Below are 18,345 nucleotides of genomic sequence, written 5' to 3'. Positions count from 1 at the left end.
ACCCGTACCCCGAAACTAAAAAATAAAATCCTTCATACGGGAAGTTGCAAGTTCTTTTTCGTTGATAAAAGTCAGGAGGGCATTCAGTTTGTCCTCCATTTTTTTGCCTGAATTGTACCGTCTGTAAATTGGCATTTTTAAGCCAATTTTTTTGAATTCGGTAAACTGCCATGAATTGACATAAATCAAAACAAATTCTTCACTTTTCAAGGTTTCAAAAACCATATTCTGATAATACGACATTGGCAGGATCTGAAAAACAAAATCATTGTAAGGCAACTGACTATAAGGCGAGATACTTTCCGGTACAATACTTACCCCATTTTCCTCGAGTATTTCCGTATTCCGTTTGAGTCTTTTAAAAGGAAACAGAATGTCTGAATTGTCAATGTTTGAAACGTAATTAAAGCCAAGAAGTTTCAGTTCATCCAGCGGAAATTTTTCATCTTTCTGTCTGATGCCTCTGATCTGTTTTTCCAGCAAATCTTCTGTGAATCTTTTTACGGCCTCAATTTTAGACAAGGTTGAGTTTTCATTATAAAAAGCAACCTCATGCCCCTGAGCCGAGATTGCTTTTGTGAGTTGCTGCAGTTTTTCAATGATTGAAATTTCAATGAAAAAACTGGCTTTTATGTCATGTTCATCCAAAACTTTTAATATCGATTTTGTGTTAGCTTCGGTAATTTCAAGCTTTTCAACCAATGAAATTCCAGCCGGATTCTTTGTTTCAGCATTAGAATTTGCAATATTAAAAGTCAGTAAAATCATTCAAGTTAATTTTAGATGAAATACATAAAATACTTTAAAATAGATATTTAAACAAAATAATTAAATATATACTTGAAGTTCGTATTATTTATTCAGTTTTACCTTTAAATTTTTGATCATATCTTTAGTCATTTCAGAAATTCCAAAATTGTATGTTAATCCCCAGTCTTTTTTAGCAACAGAATCATCAATTGATGCGGGCCAAGAATCTGCAATTGCCTGTCTGAAATCTGGTTTATAATCAACTTCGAAATAAGGAAGTTCCTTTTTAATTTCAGCTGAAAGTTCTTTAGGTGTAAACGACATTCCACCTAAATTGTATGACGAACGGACTGTTAAATTTTCTTTTGGAGCGTCCATTAATTTTAAAGTTGCATCAATGGCATCGTCCATGTACAACATTGGCATTCCTGTATTTTCAGAAATAAAACTTGTGTATTTTCCTTCTTCCAAAGCTTCGTAAAAAATTTCAACAGCATAATCGGTTGTCCCGCCACCAGCTGGAGTTTTCCATGAAATCAGACCTGGGTAACGGATGCTTCGTACATCTACTCCATGTTTGTCAAAATAATATTCACACCACTTTTCACCTGCCATTTTAGAGATTCCATACACCGTTGTTGGATTTAAAACCACGTCCTGCCCAACATTTTCTTTAGGAATTCCTTTCCCAAAAACAGCGATTGAACTTGGCCAAAAGATCTTTTTAAGCAATCCTTCCTTTGCCATTTCACAAAAATGCAGGAGAGGTTCAAGATTAAGTTTCCACGCGAAAACAGGCTGCTTCTCTGATGTTCCGGACAATAAGGAAGCCAAATGATAAACTGTGGTAATCTCATAATCTTTAATTACCTGTCTTACCAGCTGGGTATTGGTAACATCCATTCTCTCGTAGTGACCGGCTGATGTAAGATTTTTCTGATATCTGTCAAGCCCCGAAGCCACCACATTATCAGCACCATGTATTTCTACAAGACGGTTGGTAAGTTCTGTTCCTATCTGCCCTAAAGCTCCTGTTATCAATATTTTTTCCGTGAAAGACTCCATTTTTAATTTTTATTGGTTGACTGAAAGCAAAAATAAAAATTTTAGGTACTACCGTGAAACAAAAATTGTAATTTAGACTGTAAATTTTAATGATGAGAAAAATTATCTGTATCCTGATCTTCGCAGGATATTCTGTATCAGCGCAATACACCGATATTCAGATTGTAAAAGAAGTGAAGGTTTCTAAAAAAGGCGTCGTGGTGAGTGCACACCCTTTAGCCAGCGAAGCAGGCGCGAAAATACTCAGAATTGGTGGCAATGCCTACGATGCAATCGTCGCAACACAATACGCTTTGGCAGTAGTCTATCCGCAAGCCGGAAACCTGGGTGGCGGTGGCTTTTTGGTGGGCGTCAAAAATAACGGAGAAAGTTTCAGTCTGGATTATCGTGAAACCGCTCCCGAAAAGGCTTCTAAAGACATGTATCTCGACAGAAAAGGAAATGCCGATACAGACTTGTCTCAAAACGGACGCTTAGCTGCAGGAGTTCCGGGAAGTGTCGCCGGATTTTTTGCCACGCTTAAATACTGTAAACTTCCGATGGAAAAACTGATCCAACCTGCCATTGATATTGCTGAAAAGGGTTTTGCCATCACCAGTCAGGAAGCAGAACTGCTGAATTACAGCAAAAAGTTTTTTGAAAAAAATAATAAAAATAAAATCGCCTTTGTAAAAAATTCCGAATGGAAGCAAGGTGATATTCTGATACAAAAAGAACTGGCAGAAACTTTAAAACTCATTCAGAAAAACGGAATGAAAGGTTTTTATGAAGGAAAAACGGCAGATTTAATTACCAAAGAGATGAAAAACGGCAATGGAATTATTTCCTTGAACGATCTCAGAAACTATAAAGTTATCGAAAGAAAAGCTTTGAATTTTAAGTATAAAGAAAACGATATTGTTTCCATGCCTTTGCCTTCCAGCGGAGGAATTCTTCTGGCACAGATGCTGAAAATGTCTTCTTTTGAAAACCTTCAGAAGTATCAGCAAAATTCTACGGAAGCTGTACAAATTATGGTGGAAGCCGAACGAAGAGCATTTGCCGACAGAGCGGAATACATGGGCGATCCGGCATTTATAAATGATAAAACATCTTTATTAATTTCGGATGATTATTTAAGAAAAAGATGGAAATCTTTTAGCTTTAATAAAGCAACATTAAGTTCAGAAGTTGGGAAAATCGTTCAGCAACCGACAGAATCTACAGAAACTACTCACATTTCAGTAATTGATAAAGATGGAAACGCAGCGGCTGTTACCACGACTCTGAATGGACTCTACGGCAGTAAAGTTGTGGTTTCCGAAGCAGGATTTTTTCTGAATAATGAAATGGATGATTTTTCTGTAAAACCAGGCGTTCCCAACATGTTTGGTGCAGTGGGCGGTAAAGCCAACGAAATTCAGCCGGGAAAAAGAATGCTTTCGTCGATGACTCCAACGATTGTCATGAAAAACGGCAAACCTTTTATGGTTGTGGGAACTCCGGGTGGAACCACAATTCCAACTTCTGTTTTTCAGTCTGTTGTAAATGTGATTGATTTTAAACTCAATGCCAACCTCGCCGTAAATTCGCCAAAATTTCACCATCAGTGGCTGCCGGAGATGGTTGCTTTTGAAAAGAATTTCCCAGAATCCACCATCAAAAATCTTGAAAATCTCGGCTACAAAGCTGAAAGATGGAATCAGCTCGGCAGAACGGAAATGATTTTGGTCGATGAAAACGGAAACATTCACGCAGTTGCCGATGGGCGTGGCGATGATTCTGTTGCGGTGGAGTGATTTATGATTTAAAATTTGAGATTTGAGATTTGAGATTTCAGATTTAAAATTTACTATTGAATTTAATTTCTTAATTTCCCGTCAAATTTATATTTTGAAATCAAAAAAGATATATCAGCAACTTTATTTTCAGGTAATTGTTGCTATCGTACTGGGAATTCTGCTTGGGAAGTTCTATCCTGAGCTTGGCGAAAAGATGAAACCTTTGGGCGACGGCTTTATTGAGCTCGTAAAAATGATTATTGCTCCGGTAATTTTCATTACACTCACTTTGGGAATTGCCCACATGACTGACCTGAAAAAAGTGGGAAGAATTGCCGTAAAAGCGATGATTTATTTTTTCACCTTTTCCACTTTAGCATTAATCATCGGGCTTGTAGTGGGAAATATTTTACAGCCAGGCTCAGGACTAAATATTGACCCTGCAAGTCTTTCCGGAGATGTTTCCCAATACCAGCAAAAAGCGCACGAGACCACACTCACGGGATTCATAATGAATATTATTCCTGAAACACTCTTCAGTCCGTTGGTGGGTGAAAATATTCTTCAGGTTTTATTGGTTGCCATTTTATTTGGTGTTGCCTTGGTTTTAACAAAAGAAAAAAGCGGAAAAATCACAGAATTTCTACAGGTTCTGTCTGCTCCGGTTTTCAAAATTGTTCATATGCTGATGAAGCTCGCACCCATCGGAGCGTTCGGGGCAATGGCTTTTACAATCGGAAAATACGGATTGGCATCTGTTTTAAATCTCATATTTTTAGTGGGAACATTTTATATTACATCAGCACTTTTTGTTGTCGTAGTTCTGGGCGCAGTGGCCTGGTATAATGGTTTTAACATATTTAAACTGATGTATTACCTCAAAGAAGAACTTCTTTTGGTTTTAGGCACAAGCTCTTCAGAGTCTGCGTTACCTGGAATTATGGAAAAAATGGAAAAAGCAGGCTGCTCGAAAGCTATCGTCGGTTTGGTAGTTCCTACGGGCTATTCTTTCAATCTTGACGGCACGAATATTTATATGACTTTGGCCTCACTTTTCATTGCACAGGCTTTAAATATTGATCTTTCCATTGAAAAACAACTGATGCTTTTACTCGTAGCAATGTTGAGTTCTAAAGGTGCCGCCGGAGTTACCGGAGCAGGTTTTGTGACACTGGCTGCGACACTGGCTGTCGTTCCGGAAATTCCCATCGCGGGAATGATTTTGATATTGGGAATTGATAAATTTATGAGCGAATGCCGTGCTTTAACCAACGTTATCGGAAATTCTGTAGCTACAGTTGTTGTGGCGAACTGGGAAAAGCAGCTGGATAAGGATCAACTGAAATATTGTCTTGCCAATCCCAACGAAATTGAGAAAAAATTAGAGGTATAAAGTATTTTTATGACCGAAACCACAAATTATTTACAGTGAGACTTTTAATTTTGTAAGTGATTACAATAATCAAATTTTTTTTCATCATTTGTGTTTTTTAGCCTTCCTCCGGAGGGCTTTTTTTTATTAAGCAAATGATTCATATTAAAATTCTTAAGCTTGCGGGCTGTACTTTGATGCGGATTGGTGATTCTATTCTGTTGAATTCCCCATCGAGATGCCAGTTTTTTGTATTTACACTGAATTCAGTTTCTGAGATGGGCAGATAAGTGATGTAGTCATCGTTTTTCAGCTTTTTTGTAAACATTCTGAATGCAAAAAGCGGCGAATAGGTCAACGGAAATTTTTTGACCAAAACCATATCCACAAGACCGTCACTCTTGCTTGCCATTGGTGCGATGTAAGCATTGTTACCAAACTGTCTTGTATTCGCAATGTTTACCATCAGATATTTTCCGTTGTGCTGAGCCAGTTTTTCATCAGAAAATTCAAGTTTTATAGGTTTGTAGCTGAAGAATGTCTGAAGAGAAACTTTGATGTAATTCTTAAATCCACGATCGGTTTTTTCAAATTCTTTAACGACCTTTCCATCGAAACCGGTTCCTGAAACGTTGATGGATAGCTTTCCGTTTACAGTAAAAGTGTCTATTTTTCTGGAATTTTTCACTTTTATTTTATCTAAAAGTTCATCCAGATTTTTGCTGAACTGAGTTTCATTGGAAAACCCGTTTCCCGAACCTGCCGGAAATATAGCAAGAATTTTTTCTGAATTGATAATATTTCCCGCCACCGTAGAAATTGTTCCGTCGCCGCCGATTGCTACGAAAATATCGGCAACATCAAAGTTTTTTCGGATAAACTCATTTGTTCCCGGAATAGATTCTGAAATGTAGTACAAAGGATTTTCTACTTTGGCTTTCAGCTCATTTAGGAAAGGCTGGTAATTTTTTTTGGCTGAAAAAGGATTGATGATGAAAGCTACTTTTTCCATTCTGTAAAAATAAAAAATGCTTCCTGATCCGGAAGCATTAATATTAGTTAATGTTGAGTCTCTTTTCAAATTCAGGTTTCAGATATTGTTTAATTTCTGAAAAAGGTACTTTAATTTCGATAATTCCTGCTGCGTACGGGGCGATTTCATATTGATTATAAATAAATGTGAGCGACTGATTATCAAAATAAAAGTTTTTATCAGCCGTAATGTTTTCATCAAAGAGCAATTCTCTGTCAACATGCTTTAATAAAATTGGTTGCCAGTTGATTTTTGTAGCTTCCACAATATCAGATAACTGTAAAATGGATTGATTTTTAAGATCTGCCACTTTGTAAAGCTCGTACCCATAACCATGTGCGCCGCCGCTGAAGCCATAGCCATTGTAGTTGATGGTGAGGAAATCCTTGGTATGGGACAAAACTTTCATATCCGAAATCTCATCCCACGTCTGTTTATATTCTCTGTTTACATAATCATCTTCCGCGCCGCTTTCTGCAAGGTATTGTTTCATGTTTTCAGTCATTCTCGCTTTAATACTTTCGGTGGAAAAATCTGTCATAGGCTTCTCTTTTAAACGAAGTTCCCCAAAATAGAGACTGTCTAAAACATTTTTCTGAAGACCTGTAAAAGTCAGTAATTTTTGTCTGTACTCCGCAGAAAAGGTTTTTGAATACCTTGCGGAATCTTCCACGATCAGAGAATCAATTGTAATCTGAATGCTGTCTTTTTTTATGTCAGAAGAATCATTTTTTACCGTTACTGTTTTTTCTCTCTGGTTTTTATTACAGGAAAAAGCAAAGGCAAGAATGGATAGTGCGAAAAATAGGTTTTTCATAATTTATTGTGATGGTTTGTGAATTTTTTTTGATTAAAATATTTAATAAAAATTAATATCCGGCAGATTTTACTGATAAAGCAGATATTTCAGAATTTTTAATCTGTTAAATCTTTAAAATTTTCGGCAAGGAATTAAGCGAAATTTCAGTTAATGTGAATTCAGTCTTTTCTCAAATTCAGGTTTTAATGTTCCCTGAAGTTCAATCCATGAAACAGGAATCACGATATCGCCGGCCGCAAAAGCTGCAATCTCGTAAGGACTGTAATGGAAATATAGATTTTTGCCGTCAAAATAAAAATTATCATTCGGCTCAATTACGTCTACCAAAAGCATATCTGAATTTTTCACATCGCCTCTGGAATCTGTAGTGCCGCTGTGAATTTTATCCATGTTTTTCTTTAGAATTTCTGAAATTTTTGCTTCAGGCATTGTTGTGATATCTGACAGAAGCAGTTTTTTATTGCTTTTTAAATCAAAAATCCTGTTGGAAAACCAGTAATTATCATGAGCACCACCTTCGTAAGCAGCAGAAAGATATTCCAGCTGCAGAAAATCATTTTTATGTGAAATCTGTTTCATTTTGAAACTCGTATACCATGTTTGCTTATAGGAAATATCAGCAAGCCAGTCTTTGCTGCGGCTTTTGGTTTCATTAAAATAATCCGCTTTATCTTTCTGTAGAAAATCCTGTAATCCGTTTTTCGAAAAATCTGTAATTCCTTTGTAAATAAAATAGATGCTGTCTAACAAAGCTTTGTCTTTAACTGAAGGATAAACCAAAACTTCCGAACGGTACTCCAGCGACAGTTTTGGGCTCATCACCAAAGAATCTTTCAGTGAAAGTGAGTCTATTACAAATTTCTCCAAAGCGGGTTCAGGATTGTTTGCCTGATCTGTATTTTTTTCTTTCTTACAAGACACAAACAGCGTACAGATTCCGATGGCAAATGCTAAAGCAGATCTTTTCATAAAATAATTTTAGCTTTTGAATGCAAAAACCATTCAATTATGAATGGTTTGGGATGTTATTTTTTAATCAGGCTCATTACCTGGCTTTCACTGTCTGAAATCACTTTCCAAATCTGCTTGAAAGCGGGATAATATTCTTTAGGATAATCTGCACTTGCTATTTTGTATTGCGAAGTGACCTTCACTTTTTTATCGGTTTTCTCTACAATGTATGAGTAACTGATTTCTTTATCTTCTGTGACAATTTTTTTGCTTTTCGGCAGATCACCAATTTCATAACCTTCCGGTATTTCAATTTCCACCGTTTTGATTTTGGAAATTGGAGAAATAAAATCGATCACATATTTGCGCTCTTCCGTCTGGTCAAAATCATTTGCTGCCGAATGTAAAAACAGAAGCGGGTTAAATATTTTTTTCTTGCCCACATTGTCAATCAGATTTTCGGAGGTGAAACTCATCTTAGATTCAAAATCACCGTTTTCAAGAATATTTGATTGAATATCTGTAAAATCTACTGAAAAGTTTTCTTTATACTGTTTTTTGTATTTTTCCTGATTTTCGTCGTAATTTTCTTTTGCATTCATCGCAAACAATCCTACATCTTTATCTTCATAAACCCCACTGATACTTCCATTTTCATTGATTTTAGCCTTAGTCGTCAGATAATTATAAGACATTTTGATGTTGTTGATACTGATTACATCAGCTTTATCATCCTTTAGAAGAAGTCCGGTATTATTCCAGACCCTTGACGGCAAAATACCTTCTGAAGCCTGCTTGGAAGTTGCGTCAAACAAGTAGGATTTACCGCTTATTTCAGCACAGACTACCATGTAATTAAAATTTCCCACGTTGGGAAAAGTGACGTTTACACTTCCGTTTTTGATGGTAGAAATCAACACAGGATATGCTTTAATACCAGAACCTCTGAGCATGCTCAGCAACATCAGGTTCAGATCTCCACAGTTTCCGGTTTTGGTTTTCATCAGGTTTTTCAATCCGTTTTCTGCATAGAAACCGTTATTTTCATTCCAGGTATAATTAGATTTCACGAAACTATGAATTGAGTTTGCTCTTTTCATTTCATCTTTCTCATTCATAATTTCCGCAGGCAAAAGTTCTTTGGCAACGCGGTCTTTTTTGTACTGGTTTCCAAAATCTTCATCATCCCAAAGTTTTTTTCTGATATCCTCCCACGTAGATGTATACATCTTCAAATTATTGTTGAAAAAAGTAGAATGCAATTCAGCGCGTATCTTTGTACGGTAATTGTCTTCATTTTTTACAAACTTTTCAGACTTAAATGCTTTCAGATCTTCGTAGGCAAAACGGTAGGTTTTTGTGGTTCTTCCATAAAGCTGTGCTTCTTCCACTTTGCGGTGTTTAGGAGTAAGACTACCGGTAAAATCTATGTGATAAGACATTTCCACAGGTGATTCAAAAACATATTCTGTGTACTCTGAAGGAATGTCGAGCTCAATATACGCCATCGGAACCTGATATACAAAAGGCGATGATACTTCATATTTATACTCAATAACAGAACCGTTTTTAATGTTCGGGAAAGCAAATTTATTTACTGTACTGTATTTGTTTTCTTTCGATTTAAATTTAGAACTTTTATCTACTTTCGTTTCTGCAATTTTATCGTTTTCCAGATTGTACACTACAGCTTTCATTGATCTCAAAGCCTCTCTGCTGCCGGAATTGTTGTCATACAAAGAGATTTCCAGATTCATCCAGTCTTCCACTTTATCTTTGTCGTAGACTTTTATTCTGTAGGCGATATTTTTCAATAAATCTCCCGAAGTATCGTCAATTCTGTAATGAACCGAGCGATAAAGTATTTCTGCAGGAGCTTTTTCGTCAATCTGAGATTTGGTTTTCTTTAAATCTTCGATGGTGAACTTTGGCATTTTCAGAAATTCATGCTTCTGAGAATACAGAAATGCCGCCGAAACGCAGCAGAAGGTTATTAATATTTTTTTCATGGTTATGATTTTTTTGAGATCATTATTTTTGAATTGTCGGCATTCAGAATTTTTTTTCTGAAACTTACATAATCATTGTATTTCTCTTTGGTATAAATTCCTTTTTTAATCTGAATCAGTCGTTTCACAATCAGTTTAGAATCTTTTTTCTCAAAATTAAGACTGTAGGTTCCAAATTCAGAGGTCAAAATTCCGTTCTGAGGCAATTCTTCTATGAAATAACCCTGGGGAAGTTCAAAAGAAATTTCATAATCGTCTTCGTAAGCAAATTTTGTTTCAAAAGGTAGATTTCTTGTTTCGTTTTCATGGAAAAAACCTTCAGAATAAATAGGCACTGCTCTGAAAATAAAACTGCTTCCCACCATTTTGGAATAATTAGAAGCTTTAAAATTTAAATCGTAATCGATTGAGGCGATGTCTCTGTCATTCTTAAAATTATTCATCTCAAGATTTTCAAAATTCAGCATAGACATTTGTGATTTCAACGCATCATGTCTTTCTTTTTGAGACAAACCTGTAAATCTTAGATTAAAATCGTACTGATTTCCTGTGTATTGCAGTTTTGCTTTTCCGGTGATGGTTTTATCAGTATTTAAAACAATGTCAATCAATTGTTTTTCTCTGTTCTGTTGAGCGGTGTAGTTTGGAGTTTCAATAATTTCTATACCTGATGGTTTTACGGCTAAAACATTTCGGTCTGTTGTGCTGTAACTCAAATGATTGAAAGCAATCTCCTGAGACGTATTTTCCAGCCAGATATTTCCTTTTTCTGTAGGAATTACCAGGATAACGTGATTCCCACCCATTTTAGGGAAATCTTTATCAAAACTGATTGCTGATGGATTTGAATTGATGATGGCATAATGAGAGTCTATCCCAGCTTCATCAAGCAATATTTTCATGTAATTGGTAAGACCTTTGCAGTCTCCGTAGCCCTTTTTCTGAACTTCATCCGGCAACATTGGCTGCCAGCCACCAATTCCGAGAGAAACAAAAATATATCTTGTTTTACTCTGCATGTACTGGTAGATTTTTTTAATTTTTTCTTCCTTAGTTCCGGTAAGATTTAAAGCTGCAATTTCTGCTTTTATTTGTGGAGTGGATGCTGAAACGGGCGTTAAAAGACTGTTGTGATACCACAAACCGAAATCTTTCCATGTCGTAATTTTCCCTTTTTTCCCAACGAGATTAAATTCATCCAGCGAAAAACTTACTTTAGGCAAAATTTTTTGAGGATTTGGAACTAAAATTTCTTCATCCAGCGCAGGAATATTATGATAAGTATAAGTATTTGTATTGCCCTTGTCATCGGCACTTACAGATGCATAACCAAATGGCGAGGGATAGATTTTTGACCTTAAATTAATTCCGGAATTGTTTACTATCGAAAACATACTTTTTTCAAGAGCAATATTGAAATTGCTGAACGGTGTAAAATCGGGAATGAAAACTGTGCTTTCATCTTTCTGATCGTAAGAAAACTCTACCGTGTAAGGAAATGAAGTAGGTGTGTAAGACAAAACCAAAGCTCTGCTGTCAGAATAAAATGACCCTTGACTGTTGGCCGCCATATCTAAAAAATCACTTTTGGAAAATGATTTAATTTTCTTCCCGCTTTCATCATAAATCACCACTTTTACATTGCTGATAACATCTCCCTTCTGATAAAATATTTTTGGTGAAGCATAACCTATCGCTTCTTTATTCAGAACACTTACCGCAGAATAATTTTTGTAAACAATCTCATCAATTCTGTTAATCTGGATCTGAGTATTCTCGTTACGGATGACCGCGCTTGCGTTTTTTTTAATTCCAGGAGAAATCGTAGAAACGGGATACGTTTGGGAGTAGTAGAATGAAGCAACACAAAGTGCTCCTGTAATAAGAATTTTCATCGTGAAATATAGTTTTCACCAAATTTATAAAAATCTTAATTAAATGTTAAATAATTATTGAAAAAAAATCAATATTTTGAGAAATAAAAAAGGAAGACTTAAAAAAAGTCTTCCCTGATATATAATTTTCTGCAATCAGTTAAGCATCAATCTTAGCATATTTTGCATTTTTCTCGATAAATTCTCTTCTTGGCGGAACTTCATCTCCCATCAACATTGAGAAAACTGAATCTGCTTCTACAGCATTATCAATCGTTACCTGCTTCAGAATTCTGTGTTCAGGATTCAAAGTGGTTTCCCAAAGCTGCTCAGGGTTCATTTCCCCAAGACCTTTATAACGCTGAACTTCAACACCTTTCCCGTCTGGAGCCATTTCCAGAGTGAATTCTTCACGCTCTTTTTCGTTGTAAGCGTAAACTTTTTTATTTCCTTTCTTTAATAAATACAAAGGTGGCTGAGCGATGTAAATGTATCCGTTTTCGATCATTTCTTTCATAAATCTGAAGAAGAATGTCAGAATCAAAGTTGAAATGTGAGAACCGTCGATATCAGCATCGGTCATGATTACCACTTTGTGATATCTTAATTTGGATAAATTCAAAGCTTTGCTGTCTTCCTCAGTTCCTACAGAAACTCCTAGAGCTGTATAAATATTTTTAATCTCTTCGTTGTCGTAAACTTTGTGAAGCATTGATTTCTCAACATTCAAAATCTTACCTCTTAATGGTAAAATCGCCTGAAAAAATCTGTCACGACCTTGCTTGGCAGTTCCACCTGCCGAGTCTCCCTCGACTAAGAAAAGTTCAGATTCTGCGGGATTTTTTGAAGAACAGTCAGACAATTTCCCTGGTAATCCGGAACCTCCCATTGGAGATTTTCTCTGAACCATTTCACGGGCTTTTTTCGCTGCCTGTCTCGCTTTTGCAGCCAACACAACTTTCTGTACAATCAGTTTTGCTTCATTAGGATTTTCCTCAAGGAAGTTGCTCAACATCTCGCCTACGATTTTATCAACCGCCCCGGAAACTTCAGAGTTACCCAGTTTAGTTTTAGTCTGACCTTCAAACTGAGGCTCCATTACTTTTACAGAAACTACAGCCGTCAAACCTTCACGGAAATCATCTCCGGTAATTTCTACTTTTTCTTTTGCCGGAATACCTAAATCGTCAGCATACTTTTTCAAAGTTCTCGTCAAAGCACGTCTGAAACCTGCCAGGTGAGTTCCTCCTTCATGCGTATTGATATTATTAACGTATGAGTGAAGATTTTCGCTGAATGATGTGTTGTAACGCATCGCCACTTCGATAGGAATATTTTCTCTTTCACCTTCCATGAAAATAACGTTCTCCATGATAGATTCGCGGTTTCCGTCGATGAATTCCACGAATTCTTTTAAGCCACCTTCAGAATGAAAAACTTCAAAAGCGAAAGATCCGTCTTCATTTTTTTCTCTTTCGTCAACAAGTGTAATTGTAATACCTTTATTTAAGAAAGATAATTCTCTCAATCTTGCTGCAAGTGTATCATAATTGTACACCAGTTCCTGGAAAATAGTTCCATCCGGCTGGAAGAAAACTTCAGTACCTCTTTCGTCAGTAGTACCAATTTCGGCAACGTCAGCCAAAGCTTTACCTTCAGAATATTTTTGCTGATATACTTTACCGTCACGGCTTACTGTCGCAACCAATAAAGTAGAAAGAGCATTCACACAGGAAACCCCAACACCGTGAAGACCTCCTGAAACCTTGTAAGAATCTTTATCAAATTTACCACCGGCTCCAATTTTGGTCATTACAACCTCAAGGGCAGATTTTTGTTCCTTTTCGTGAAAATCTACAGGAATTCCTCTACCGTTATCTTTTACAGATATACTTTCACCTTCGTGTATCGTAACTAAAATAGTGTCACAATGTCCGGCCAATGCCTCATCAATAGAGTTATCCACTACCTCATAAACCAAGTGATGAAGACCTCTTACACCAACATCACCGATGTACATGGATGGTCTTAACCGAACGTGTTCCATCCCTTCAAGGGCCTGGATACTTCCTGCGTTATATTGTTTTTGACTCATATAAATTGAAATAATTTGCTTAATGCAAAGACCCACAAATATCGTGATTTTTTTTGAGGTATGAAAGTATTTCTCTTCTTAAAATATCAGAATAAATCCTAAAATTTAGAAGTTTTTTTAAACTAAAAACCAATAAAGTTACAACGCAAATTTGAAATCATTGCAATGTTTTAAATCATATTAAGTTACCATAATTTTATCCGTAACTTTCAGCTGAAAAAATAAAATATGGACGATTTCTTAGCTGCACGGGCGCAAATGGCACTCTCATTGGGATTTCATATTATCTTTGCCTGCGTAGGGATGGTAATGCCTTTTCTCATGGCTTTTGCCCACTGGAAATACCTGAAAACCGGAAACGAAATTTACAAAGGTCTTACCAAAGCCTGGAGCAAAGGCGTAGCGATTTTGTTTGCCACCGGAGCCGTTTCCGGAACGATGCTTTCTTTTGAACTCGGACTTCTCTGGCCCGGTTTCATGAAGCATGCAGGACCCATTTTCGGAATGCCATTTTCTCTGGAAGGAACAGCATTTTTTATTGAAGCTATCGCCATTGGATTTTTTCTTTACGGTTGGGACAAATTCAACAAATGGTTTCACTGGTTTTGCGGATTTTTAGTTGGTTTAAGTGGTTTGGCATCGGGGATCTTGGTCGTTGCTGCCAATGCGTGGATGAATTCACCTGCAGGTTTTGATTATATTAACGGACAGTATGTCAATATTGATCCTATAAAAGCGATGTTCAATGACGCTTGGTTTCCTCAGGCTCTGCACATGACGGTGGCTGCATTCTGCGCGACAGGATTTGCCGTTGCTGGAGTGCATGCTTTTTTAATAATGAAAAAAAAGAATGTGGAATTTCATACGAAAGCATTTAGAATTGCCGCTGCTTTTGCCATGATTGGTGCTTTCGGAGCTCCGTTGAGTGGCGATGTTGCCGCAAAATCTGTTGCAGAAAGACAACCTATAAAACTGGCAGCGATGGAAGCTCATTTTGAAACTGAAAAAGGCGCAGCTTTCGTGATTGGCGGAATTCCTGATGAAGAAAAGGGCGAAATTAATTATGCTCTAAAAATTCCAAAAGTATTAAGTTTTCTGGCAACCAATGATTTCAATGCAGAAGTGACAGGTCTGAATGATTTCCCTAAAGATGAATGGCCGCCCGTCGCCGTTGTACATTACGCTTTTCAGATTATGATTTTCTTTGGTGTGGTGATGATTTCGATTGGAAGTCTTTACCTCTATGCTTTCTTTTTCAAAAAAGATTGGCTGAATAAAAATTGGCTTCTGAAAACATTCCTTTTTGCAACACCATTCGGATATATCGCTTTGGAAGCGGGCTGGACAGTCACTGAGGTCGGTAGACAACCCTGGATTATTTATGGAATTATGAGAACTGCTGATGCCGTAACTCCTATGCCTGGAATTCAATATTCATTTTACTTTTTCACGGCGATTTTTATTTCACTGTCATTAATAATTATATTTCTTCTCAACAGACAGATCAAAATGGTTCCGAAACTTTACGACCCATCAGATGCACAGTTTAACTCTAAAAACAAAAAATCATGATCTACGTTGTAATTGGTTTCCTGTGGCTTTCCGTATGTCTCTATGTGATTTTGGGCGGAGCTGATTTCGGTGCAGGAATTGTGGAATTAATGACCAAAAAGAAGAACAGAAAATATACCGAAAAAATAATGTATGAATCAATTGCGCCCGTTTGGGAGGCCAATCACATGTGGCTGATCATTGCAATTGTAATTCTGTTCGTCGGTTTTCCTGAAATTTATACCACACTGTCCACTTATCTTCACATTCCGCTGGTAATGATGCTGGTAGGAATTATCGCGAGAGGTACAGCTTTTACCTTCAGACATTACGATGCAGTCGAAGACCGTTGGCAGATTATTTATACGCAGATCTTTTATTACGCAAGTCTTTTAACACCATTTTTCTTAGGATTAATCGCCGCAGCTACCGTTTCGCAATCCATTAATCCTGATGCAAATAACTTTTTAGATCTCTATGTTTTCAGTTGGCTCAACTGGTTTGGTGTTGCAGTTGGATTATTTACCGTTTCTCTCTGTGCTTATCTGGCTTCGATTTTTTCTTTACGAGAAGTTGGTGACAGATTAGAATTAGGTTTAATGATCAAAAAATCGCACCAGACGATGGTTTTTGTTGTCATCACAGGACTCCTCGTTTTTGCTGCCGCTCATTTTTCCGGAATCCCTTTAGCGAAATGGATTTTCTCCAAACCATTAGGTGTGATGTCAATTTCTTTTGCTACAGTTTCTTTAGGTTTAATTTTAAGAGCAATGCACATGAGAAAACTGCTTCCGGTAAGGGCTTTGGCGGGTTTCCAGATCATTATGATTTTGGTAGCGGCGACCTATCAGCATAATCCTGATATTATTCTGTTAGGAAACGGGCAACATCTTTCTCTGTTAAAACACGTCGCAGCAGAAAAAACGGTTTCAGCATTGGGTTGGGCATTAATTTTAGGTTCAATTTTCATCCTGCCGTTTTTGTTTTATCTGATGTTTTCGTTTTCGAAGGCATCCCAAAAACGTCCTTAGATTTACTTTTTAATTAAAACCAATTCCACACGTCTGTTTTTAGTCCGGTCTTCTTCACTCACCTCGGGATAGACGACCGGATTGAGATATCCCTGCCCTTCCGCCTTAATGCGTTTGGGATCAATTCCCATTTTAACCAAAAACGCTTTGATAGCATCTGCTCTGGTGAATGAAAGATTGAATGTTCCCAGATCCTGATCTTCCCCGTCAAAATTTTCATAATCACAGCAAATATGACCCTGCAGTTCAACTTCCAAAACCGGATTTTCTCTCAGAATTTTAAGCAGCTGATACAGTCTGGGCTTTGCTTTCGGCAGCCAAACATGGCGTCCGCCAATAAAGTTGACATCAGGAAGTGAAAAAGTATCCTTCACTTTCATCATTTCTATTTTAAGATCAAAAAAACTGGGATGCGGTTTTCTGGAAATCTTCTCACCAACAGCGAAATTTTTTTCAATAAAAATATCGACCCGACGGTTTTTTGCCTGTAAGATTTCGGTGCTGTTGTCATTAATTTGTTTTGAAATTCCCAACCCGACCGATCCTGACAATTTAATATTCTTTCCAATCCGCTTCTGCAGATAATCGCTGACAGTTTTTGCACGCTGATCAGAAAGTTTTTTATTTAAAACTTCACTTCCCAACGGATTGGCATTCCCGAAAATTCTGAACGTAAGATTTGATTTTAACTGAGAAAGACTGTCTAATTCCTGTTTCGATTCTGAATTTAAATCAAAAGAATTGTTTTTGAAATAAACAGATGTGAGCATTTGAGCATCCGTTTCAGAACAACAGAAAAGCACAAAAAGCAACACAAAGTATTTCATCTCAAAATGTTTTATTAAAAACGGAAAAATAGTGTTTTATTGTTTAAAATTTCAAACTTAAAATTTGGTTTAAAATTCATGGAGAAAAAACATATCGTAATGAAAAGAGCAGACTTTAAAAAAATCTGCTCTAAACTATAGTATTTTGAATGGTTTTAAATCAACTTCATCAAAACATTCTCATCAATCTTCTCCACTTTCACCCAACCTCCTTTGGTCAAAGTTTTGGAAGATTTATATCATTTTTTTAGGCTGATTGACCTATTTAAATTCTGCAAAGTAAATACTTTTTGCTGAGAGATTAGCGAGAGGAGAAAAAATCAAAAAAAAGCACACTTTCCTGTATGTTCTCTTTCTCAGTTTAGTTAGTTCTGTATTTTTTTATTTTAGTGCGGATATTTTTTTATAATCCACATTTGCTAAATAAATTATCTCTTCCGCCCAATAATTACTTTATGAACCGGTTCGATAAATTTCTGTCCTAAAATTTCAAGATCAAAATGATTATAAATTTCAGCCAGAAGATCTGTGCTAAAGACATGATGATGCAAACATCTGTTATCGAAGTTTTTCTCACACCTTTCTCTGAATTTGTCGATATCCTTTGGTGCACCATTATCCCTCCTCAAATCATGAAGTTTCAAAATCTCATCTATGTGTGTAAGATCATATTCGTCAACATTATTTCTAAAATCATCAAGAATATGATCAAATTTAGTATAAGGCCTGTTAATATCAAATGTGTAACGTTTATCTGGTAAAATAAGAACCAATGCACCTCCTTTCTTTAATACTCTTACCCACTCTTCCACAGCTTTTAATGGGTTTGCAATATGCTCAAGATTATGGCTCGAAAGTAAAAAATCGTAAGAGTTATCGTGAATTTGGTTCAAATCTGTTCCGTCTAATATAAACTGAGTACCTGTTTTATTTTCCGCATACTTGTAAACATTATCTTTAATTTCACCCTCCCACACTGTATTGGAGCTGAAATTCACACCGTCAACAGTTTTAGCCAATTCATAAACGTTCAGAATATCTTCCTGAAAGATCAAACTTGGTCCTCCAATTTCCAAACCTTTTTGATTTTCAAAAAGATGGTGAAATTCCTTAAACCATTTCTGATTTTTCCGGTAATTAAGATAAAGATCAATTCTCAACTTTACTTTTTCGATCATCAATTGTAAGTGCATTTTTTTTTAATTTT

Annotated in this window: 14 protein-coding genes; 4 read left to right on the top strand and 10 right to left on the bottom strand. The window is 36.5% G+C overall.

Going from position 1 to position 18,345, the window contains the following annotated elements:
- Positions 1-15: 15 nt before the first annotated feature.
- Both NG809_RS17270 and NG809_RS17265 read right to left on the bottom strand, forming a co-directional pair.
- A complete protein-coding gene (locus tag NG809_RS17270; RefSeq protein ID WP_262152517.1) occupies positions 16-768 on the bottom strand; it encodes a polysaccharide deacetylase family protein in 753 nt (250 codons plus the stop codon).
- Positions 769-852: 84 nt separating this feature from the next.
- Positions 853-1,815, bottom strand: a complete 963-nt coding sequence (locus NG809_RS17265; RefSeq protein WP_262152516.1) for an NAD-dependent epimerase/dehydratase family protein — start codon at positions 1,813-1,815, stop codon at positions 853-855.
- A 92-nt stretch (positions 1,816-1,907) separates the two neighbouring features.
- On the opposite strand from NG809_RS17265, the gene ggt reads away from it, so the two are divergent.
- Positions 1,908-3,593 (top strand): gamma-glutamyltransferase, encoded by a 1,686-nt coding sequence (gene ggt / locus NG809_RS17260; protein ID WP_262152515.1) that lies wholly within the window; start codon positions 1,908-1,910, stop codon positions 3,591-3,593.
- A gap of 94 nt (positions 3,594-3,687) precedes the next feature.
- The gene (locus NG809_RS17255; protein ID WP_262152514.1) at positions 3,688-4,968 is read left to right on the top strand and encodes a dicarboxylate/amino acid:cation symporter; all 1,281 of its coding nucleotides are present in this window, start codon (positions 3,688-3,690) and stop codon (positions 4,966-4,968) included.
- A gap of 139 nt (positions 4,969-5,107) precedes the next feature.
- On the opposite strand, the gene NG809_RS17250 is transcribed toward NG809_RS17255, so the two are convergent.
- The 6 genes from NG809_RS17250 to gyrB all read right to left on the bottom strand — a co-directional run bounded on the left by NG809_RS17250 (position 5,108) and on the right by gyrB (position 13,729).
- A complete protein-coding gene (locus tag NG809_RS17250; RefSeq protein ID WP_262152513.1) occupies positions 5,108-5,959 on the bottom strand; it encodes a diacylglycerol/lipid kinase family protein in 852 nt (283 codons plus the stop codon).
- A 43-nt stretch (positions 5,960-6,002) separates the two neighbouring features.
- Positions 6,003-6,797 (bottom strand): RsiV family protein, encoded by a 795-nt coding sequence (locus tag NG809_RS17245; protein WP_262152512.1) that lies wholly within the window; start codon positions 6,795-6,797, stop codon positions 6,003-6,005.
- 150 nt (positions 6,798-6,947) lie between these two features.
- Positions 6,948-7,769, bottom strand: coding sequence for an RsiV family protein (locus NG809_RS17240; RefSeq protein WP_262152511.1), 822 nt, complete (start codon positions 7,767-7,769; stop codon positions 6,948-6,950).
- Positions 7,770-7,825: 56 nt separating this feature from the next.
- Positions 7,826-9,760: a transglutaminase-like domain-containing protein gene (locus NG809_RS17235; RefSeq protein ID WP_262152510.1), complete on the bottom strand. Its 1,935-nt coding sequence runs from the start codon at positions 9,758-9,760 to the stop codon at positions 7,826-7,828.
- Positions 9,761-9,762: 2 nt separating this feature from the next.
- Entirely contained in the window at positions 9,763-11,655 is a 1,893-nt protein-coding gene (locus NG809_RS17230) for a DUF3857 domain-containing protein (protein ID WP_262152509.1), read from the bottom strand.
- Positions 11,656-11,794: 139 nt separating this feature from the next.
- Entirely contained in the window at positions 11,795-13,729 is a 1,935-nt protein-coding gene (gene gyrB, locus NG809_RS17225) for a DNA topoisomerase (ATP-hydrolyzing) subunit B (RefSeq protein WP_262152508.1), read from the bottom strand.
- A gap of 228 nt (positions 13,730-13,957) precedes the next feature.
- On the opposite strand from gyrB, the gene NG809_RS17220 reads away from it, so the two are divergent.
- Positions 13,958-15,301, top strand: a complete 1,344-nt coding sequence (locus NG809_RS17220; RefSeq protein ID WP_262152507.1) for a cytochrome ubiquinol oxidase subunit I — start codon at positions 13,958-13,960, stop codon at positions 15,299-15,301.
- Positions 15,298-16,311, top strand: a complete 1,014-nt coding sequence (locus NG809_RS17215) for a cytochrome d ubiquinol oxidase subunit II (RefSeq protein ID WP_262152506.1) — start codon at positions 15,298-15,300, stop codon at positions 16,309-16,311. The genes NG809_RS17220 and NG809_RS17215 overlap by 4 nt, the downstream gene beginning before the upstream one ends.
- Positions 16,312-16,313: 2 nt before the next feature.
- Here the strand turns inward: NG809_RS17215 and NG809_RS17210 are convergent, their stop codons facing one another.
- Complete coding sequence (locus tag NG809_RS17210) at positions 16,314-17,081, bottom strand: OmpA family protein (RefSeq protein WP_262152505.1); 768 nt, start codon at positions 17,079-17,081, stop codon at positions 16,314-16,316.
- Positions 17,082-17,566: 485 nt separating this feature from the next.
- A complete protein-coding gene (locus tag NG809_RS17205; RefSeq protein ID WP_262152504.1) occupies positions 17,567-18,331 on the bottom strand; it encodes a methyltransferase domain-containing protein in 765 nt (254 codons plus the stop codon).
- Between the last annotated feature and the right edge of the window lie 14 nt (positions 18,332-18,345).

The sequence above is a fragment of the Chryseobacterium foetidum genome (assembly GCF_025457425.1).
In the GTDB taxonomy this organism is placed as follows: Bacteria; Bacteroidota; Bacteroidia; order Flavobacteriales; family Weeksellaceae; genus Chryseobacterium; species Chryseobacterium foetidum.
This window is presented reverse-complemented; position numbering and strand designations above follow the sequence as displayed.

Coding starts and splice junctions, on each gene's coding strand:
- NG809_RS17250 (WP_262152513.1), bottom strand. CDS start 5,959: ATGGAAAAAGTAGCTTTCATCATCAATCCTTTTTCAGCCAAAAAAAAT.
- NG809_RS17210 (WP_262152505.1), bottom strand. CDS start 17,081: ATGCTCACATCTGTTTATTTCAAAAACAATTCTTTTGATTTAAATTCA.
- NG809_RS17245 (WP_262152512.1), bottom strand. CDS start 6,797: ATGAAAAACCTATTTTTCGCACTATCCATTCTTGCCTTTGCTTTTTCC.
- ggt (WP_262152515.1), top strand. CDS start 1,908: ATGAGAAAAATTATCTGTATCCTGATCTTCGCAGGATATTCTGTATCA.
- NG809_RS17235 (WP_262152510.1), bottom strand. CDS start 9,760: ATGAAAAAAATATTAATAACCTTCTGCTGCGTTTCGGCGGCATTTCTG.
- NG809_RS17270 (WP_262152517.1), bottom strand. CDS start 768: ATGATTTTACTGACTTTTAATATTGCAAATTCTAATGCTGAAACAAAG.
- NG809_RS17230 (WP_262152509.1), bottom strand. CDS start 11,655: ATGAAAATTCTTATTACAGGAGCACTTTGTGTTGCTTCATTCTACTAC.
- NG809_RS17240 (WP_262152511.1), bottom strand. CDS start 7,769: ATGAAAAGATCTGCTTTAGCATTTGCCATCGGAATCTGTACGCTGTTT.
- gyrB (WP_262152508.1), bottom strand. CDS start 13,729: ATGAGTCAAAAACAATATAACGCAGGAAGTATCCAGGCCCTTGAAGGG.
- NG809_RS17265 (WP_262152516.1), bottom strand. CDS start 1,815: ATGGAGTCTTTCACGGAAAAAATATTGATAACAGGAGCTTTAGGGCAG.
- NG809_RS17215 (WP_262152506.1), top strand. CDS start 15,298: ATGATCTACGTTGTAATTGGTTTCCTGTGGCTTTCCGTATGTCTCTAT.
- NG809_RS17205 (WP_262152504.1), bottom strand. CDS start 18,331: ATGCACTTACAATTGATGATCGAAAAAGTAAAGTTGAGAATTGATCTT.
- NG809_RS17220 (WP_262152507.1), top strand. CDS start 13,958: ATGGACGATTTCTTAGCTGCACGGGCGCAAATGGCACTCTCATTGGGA.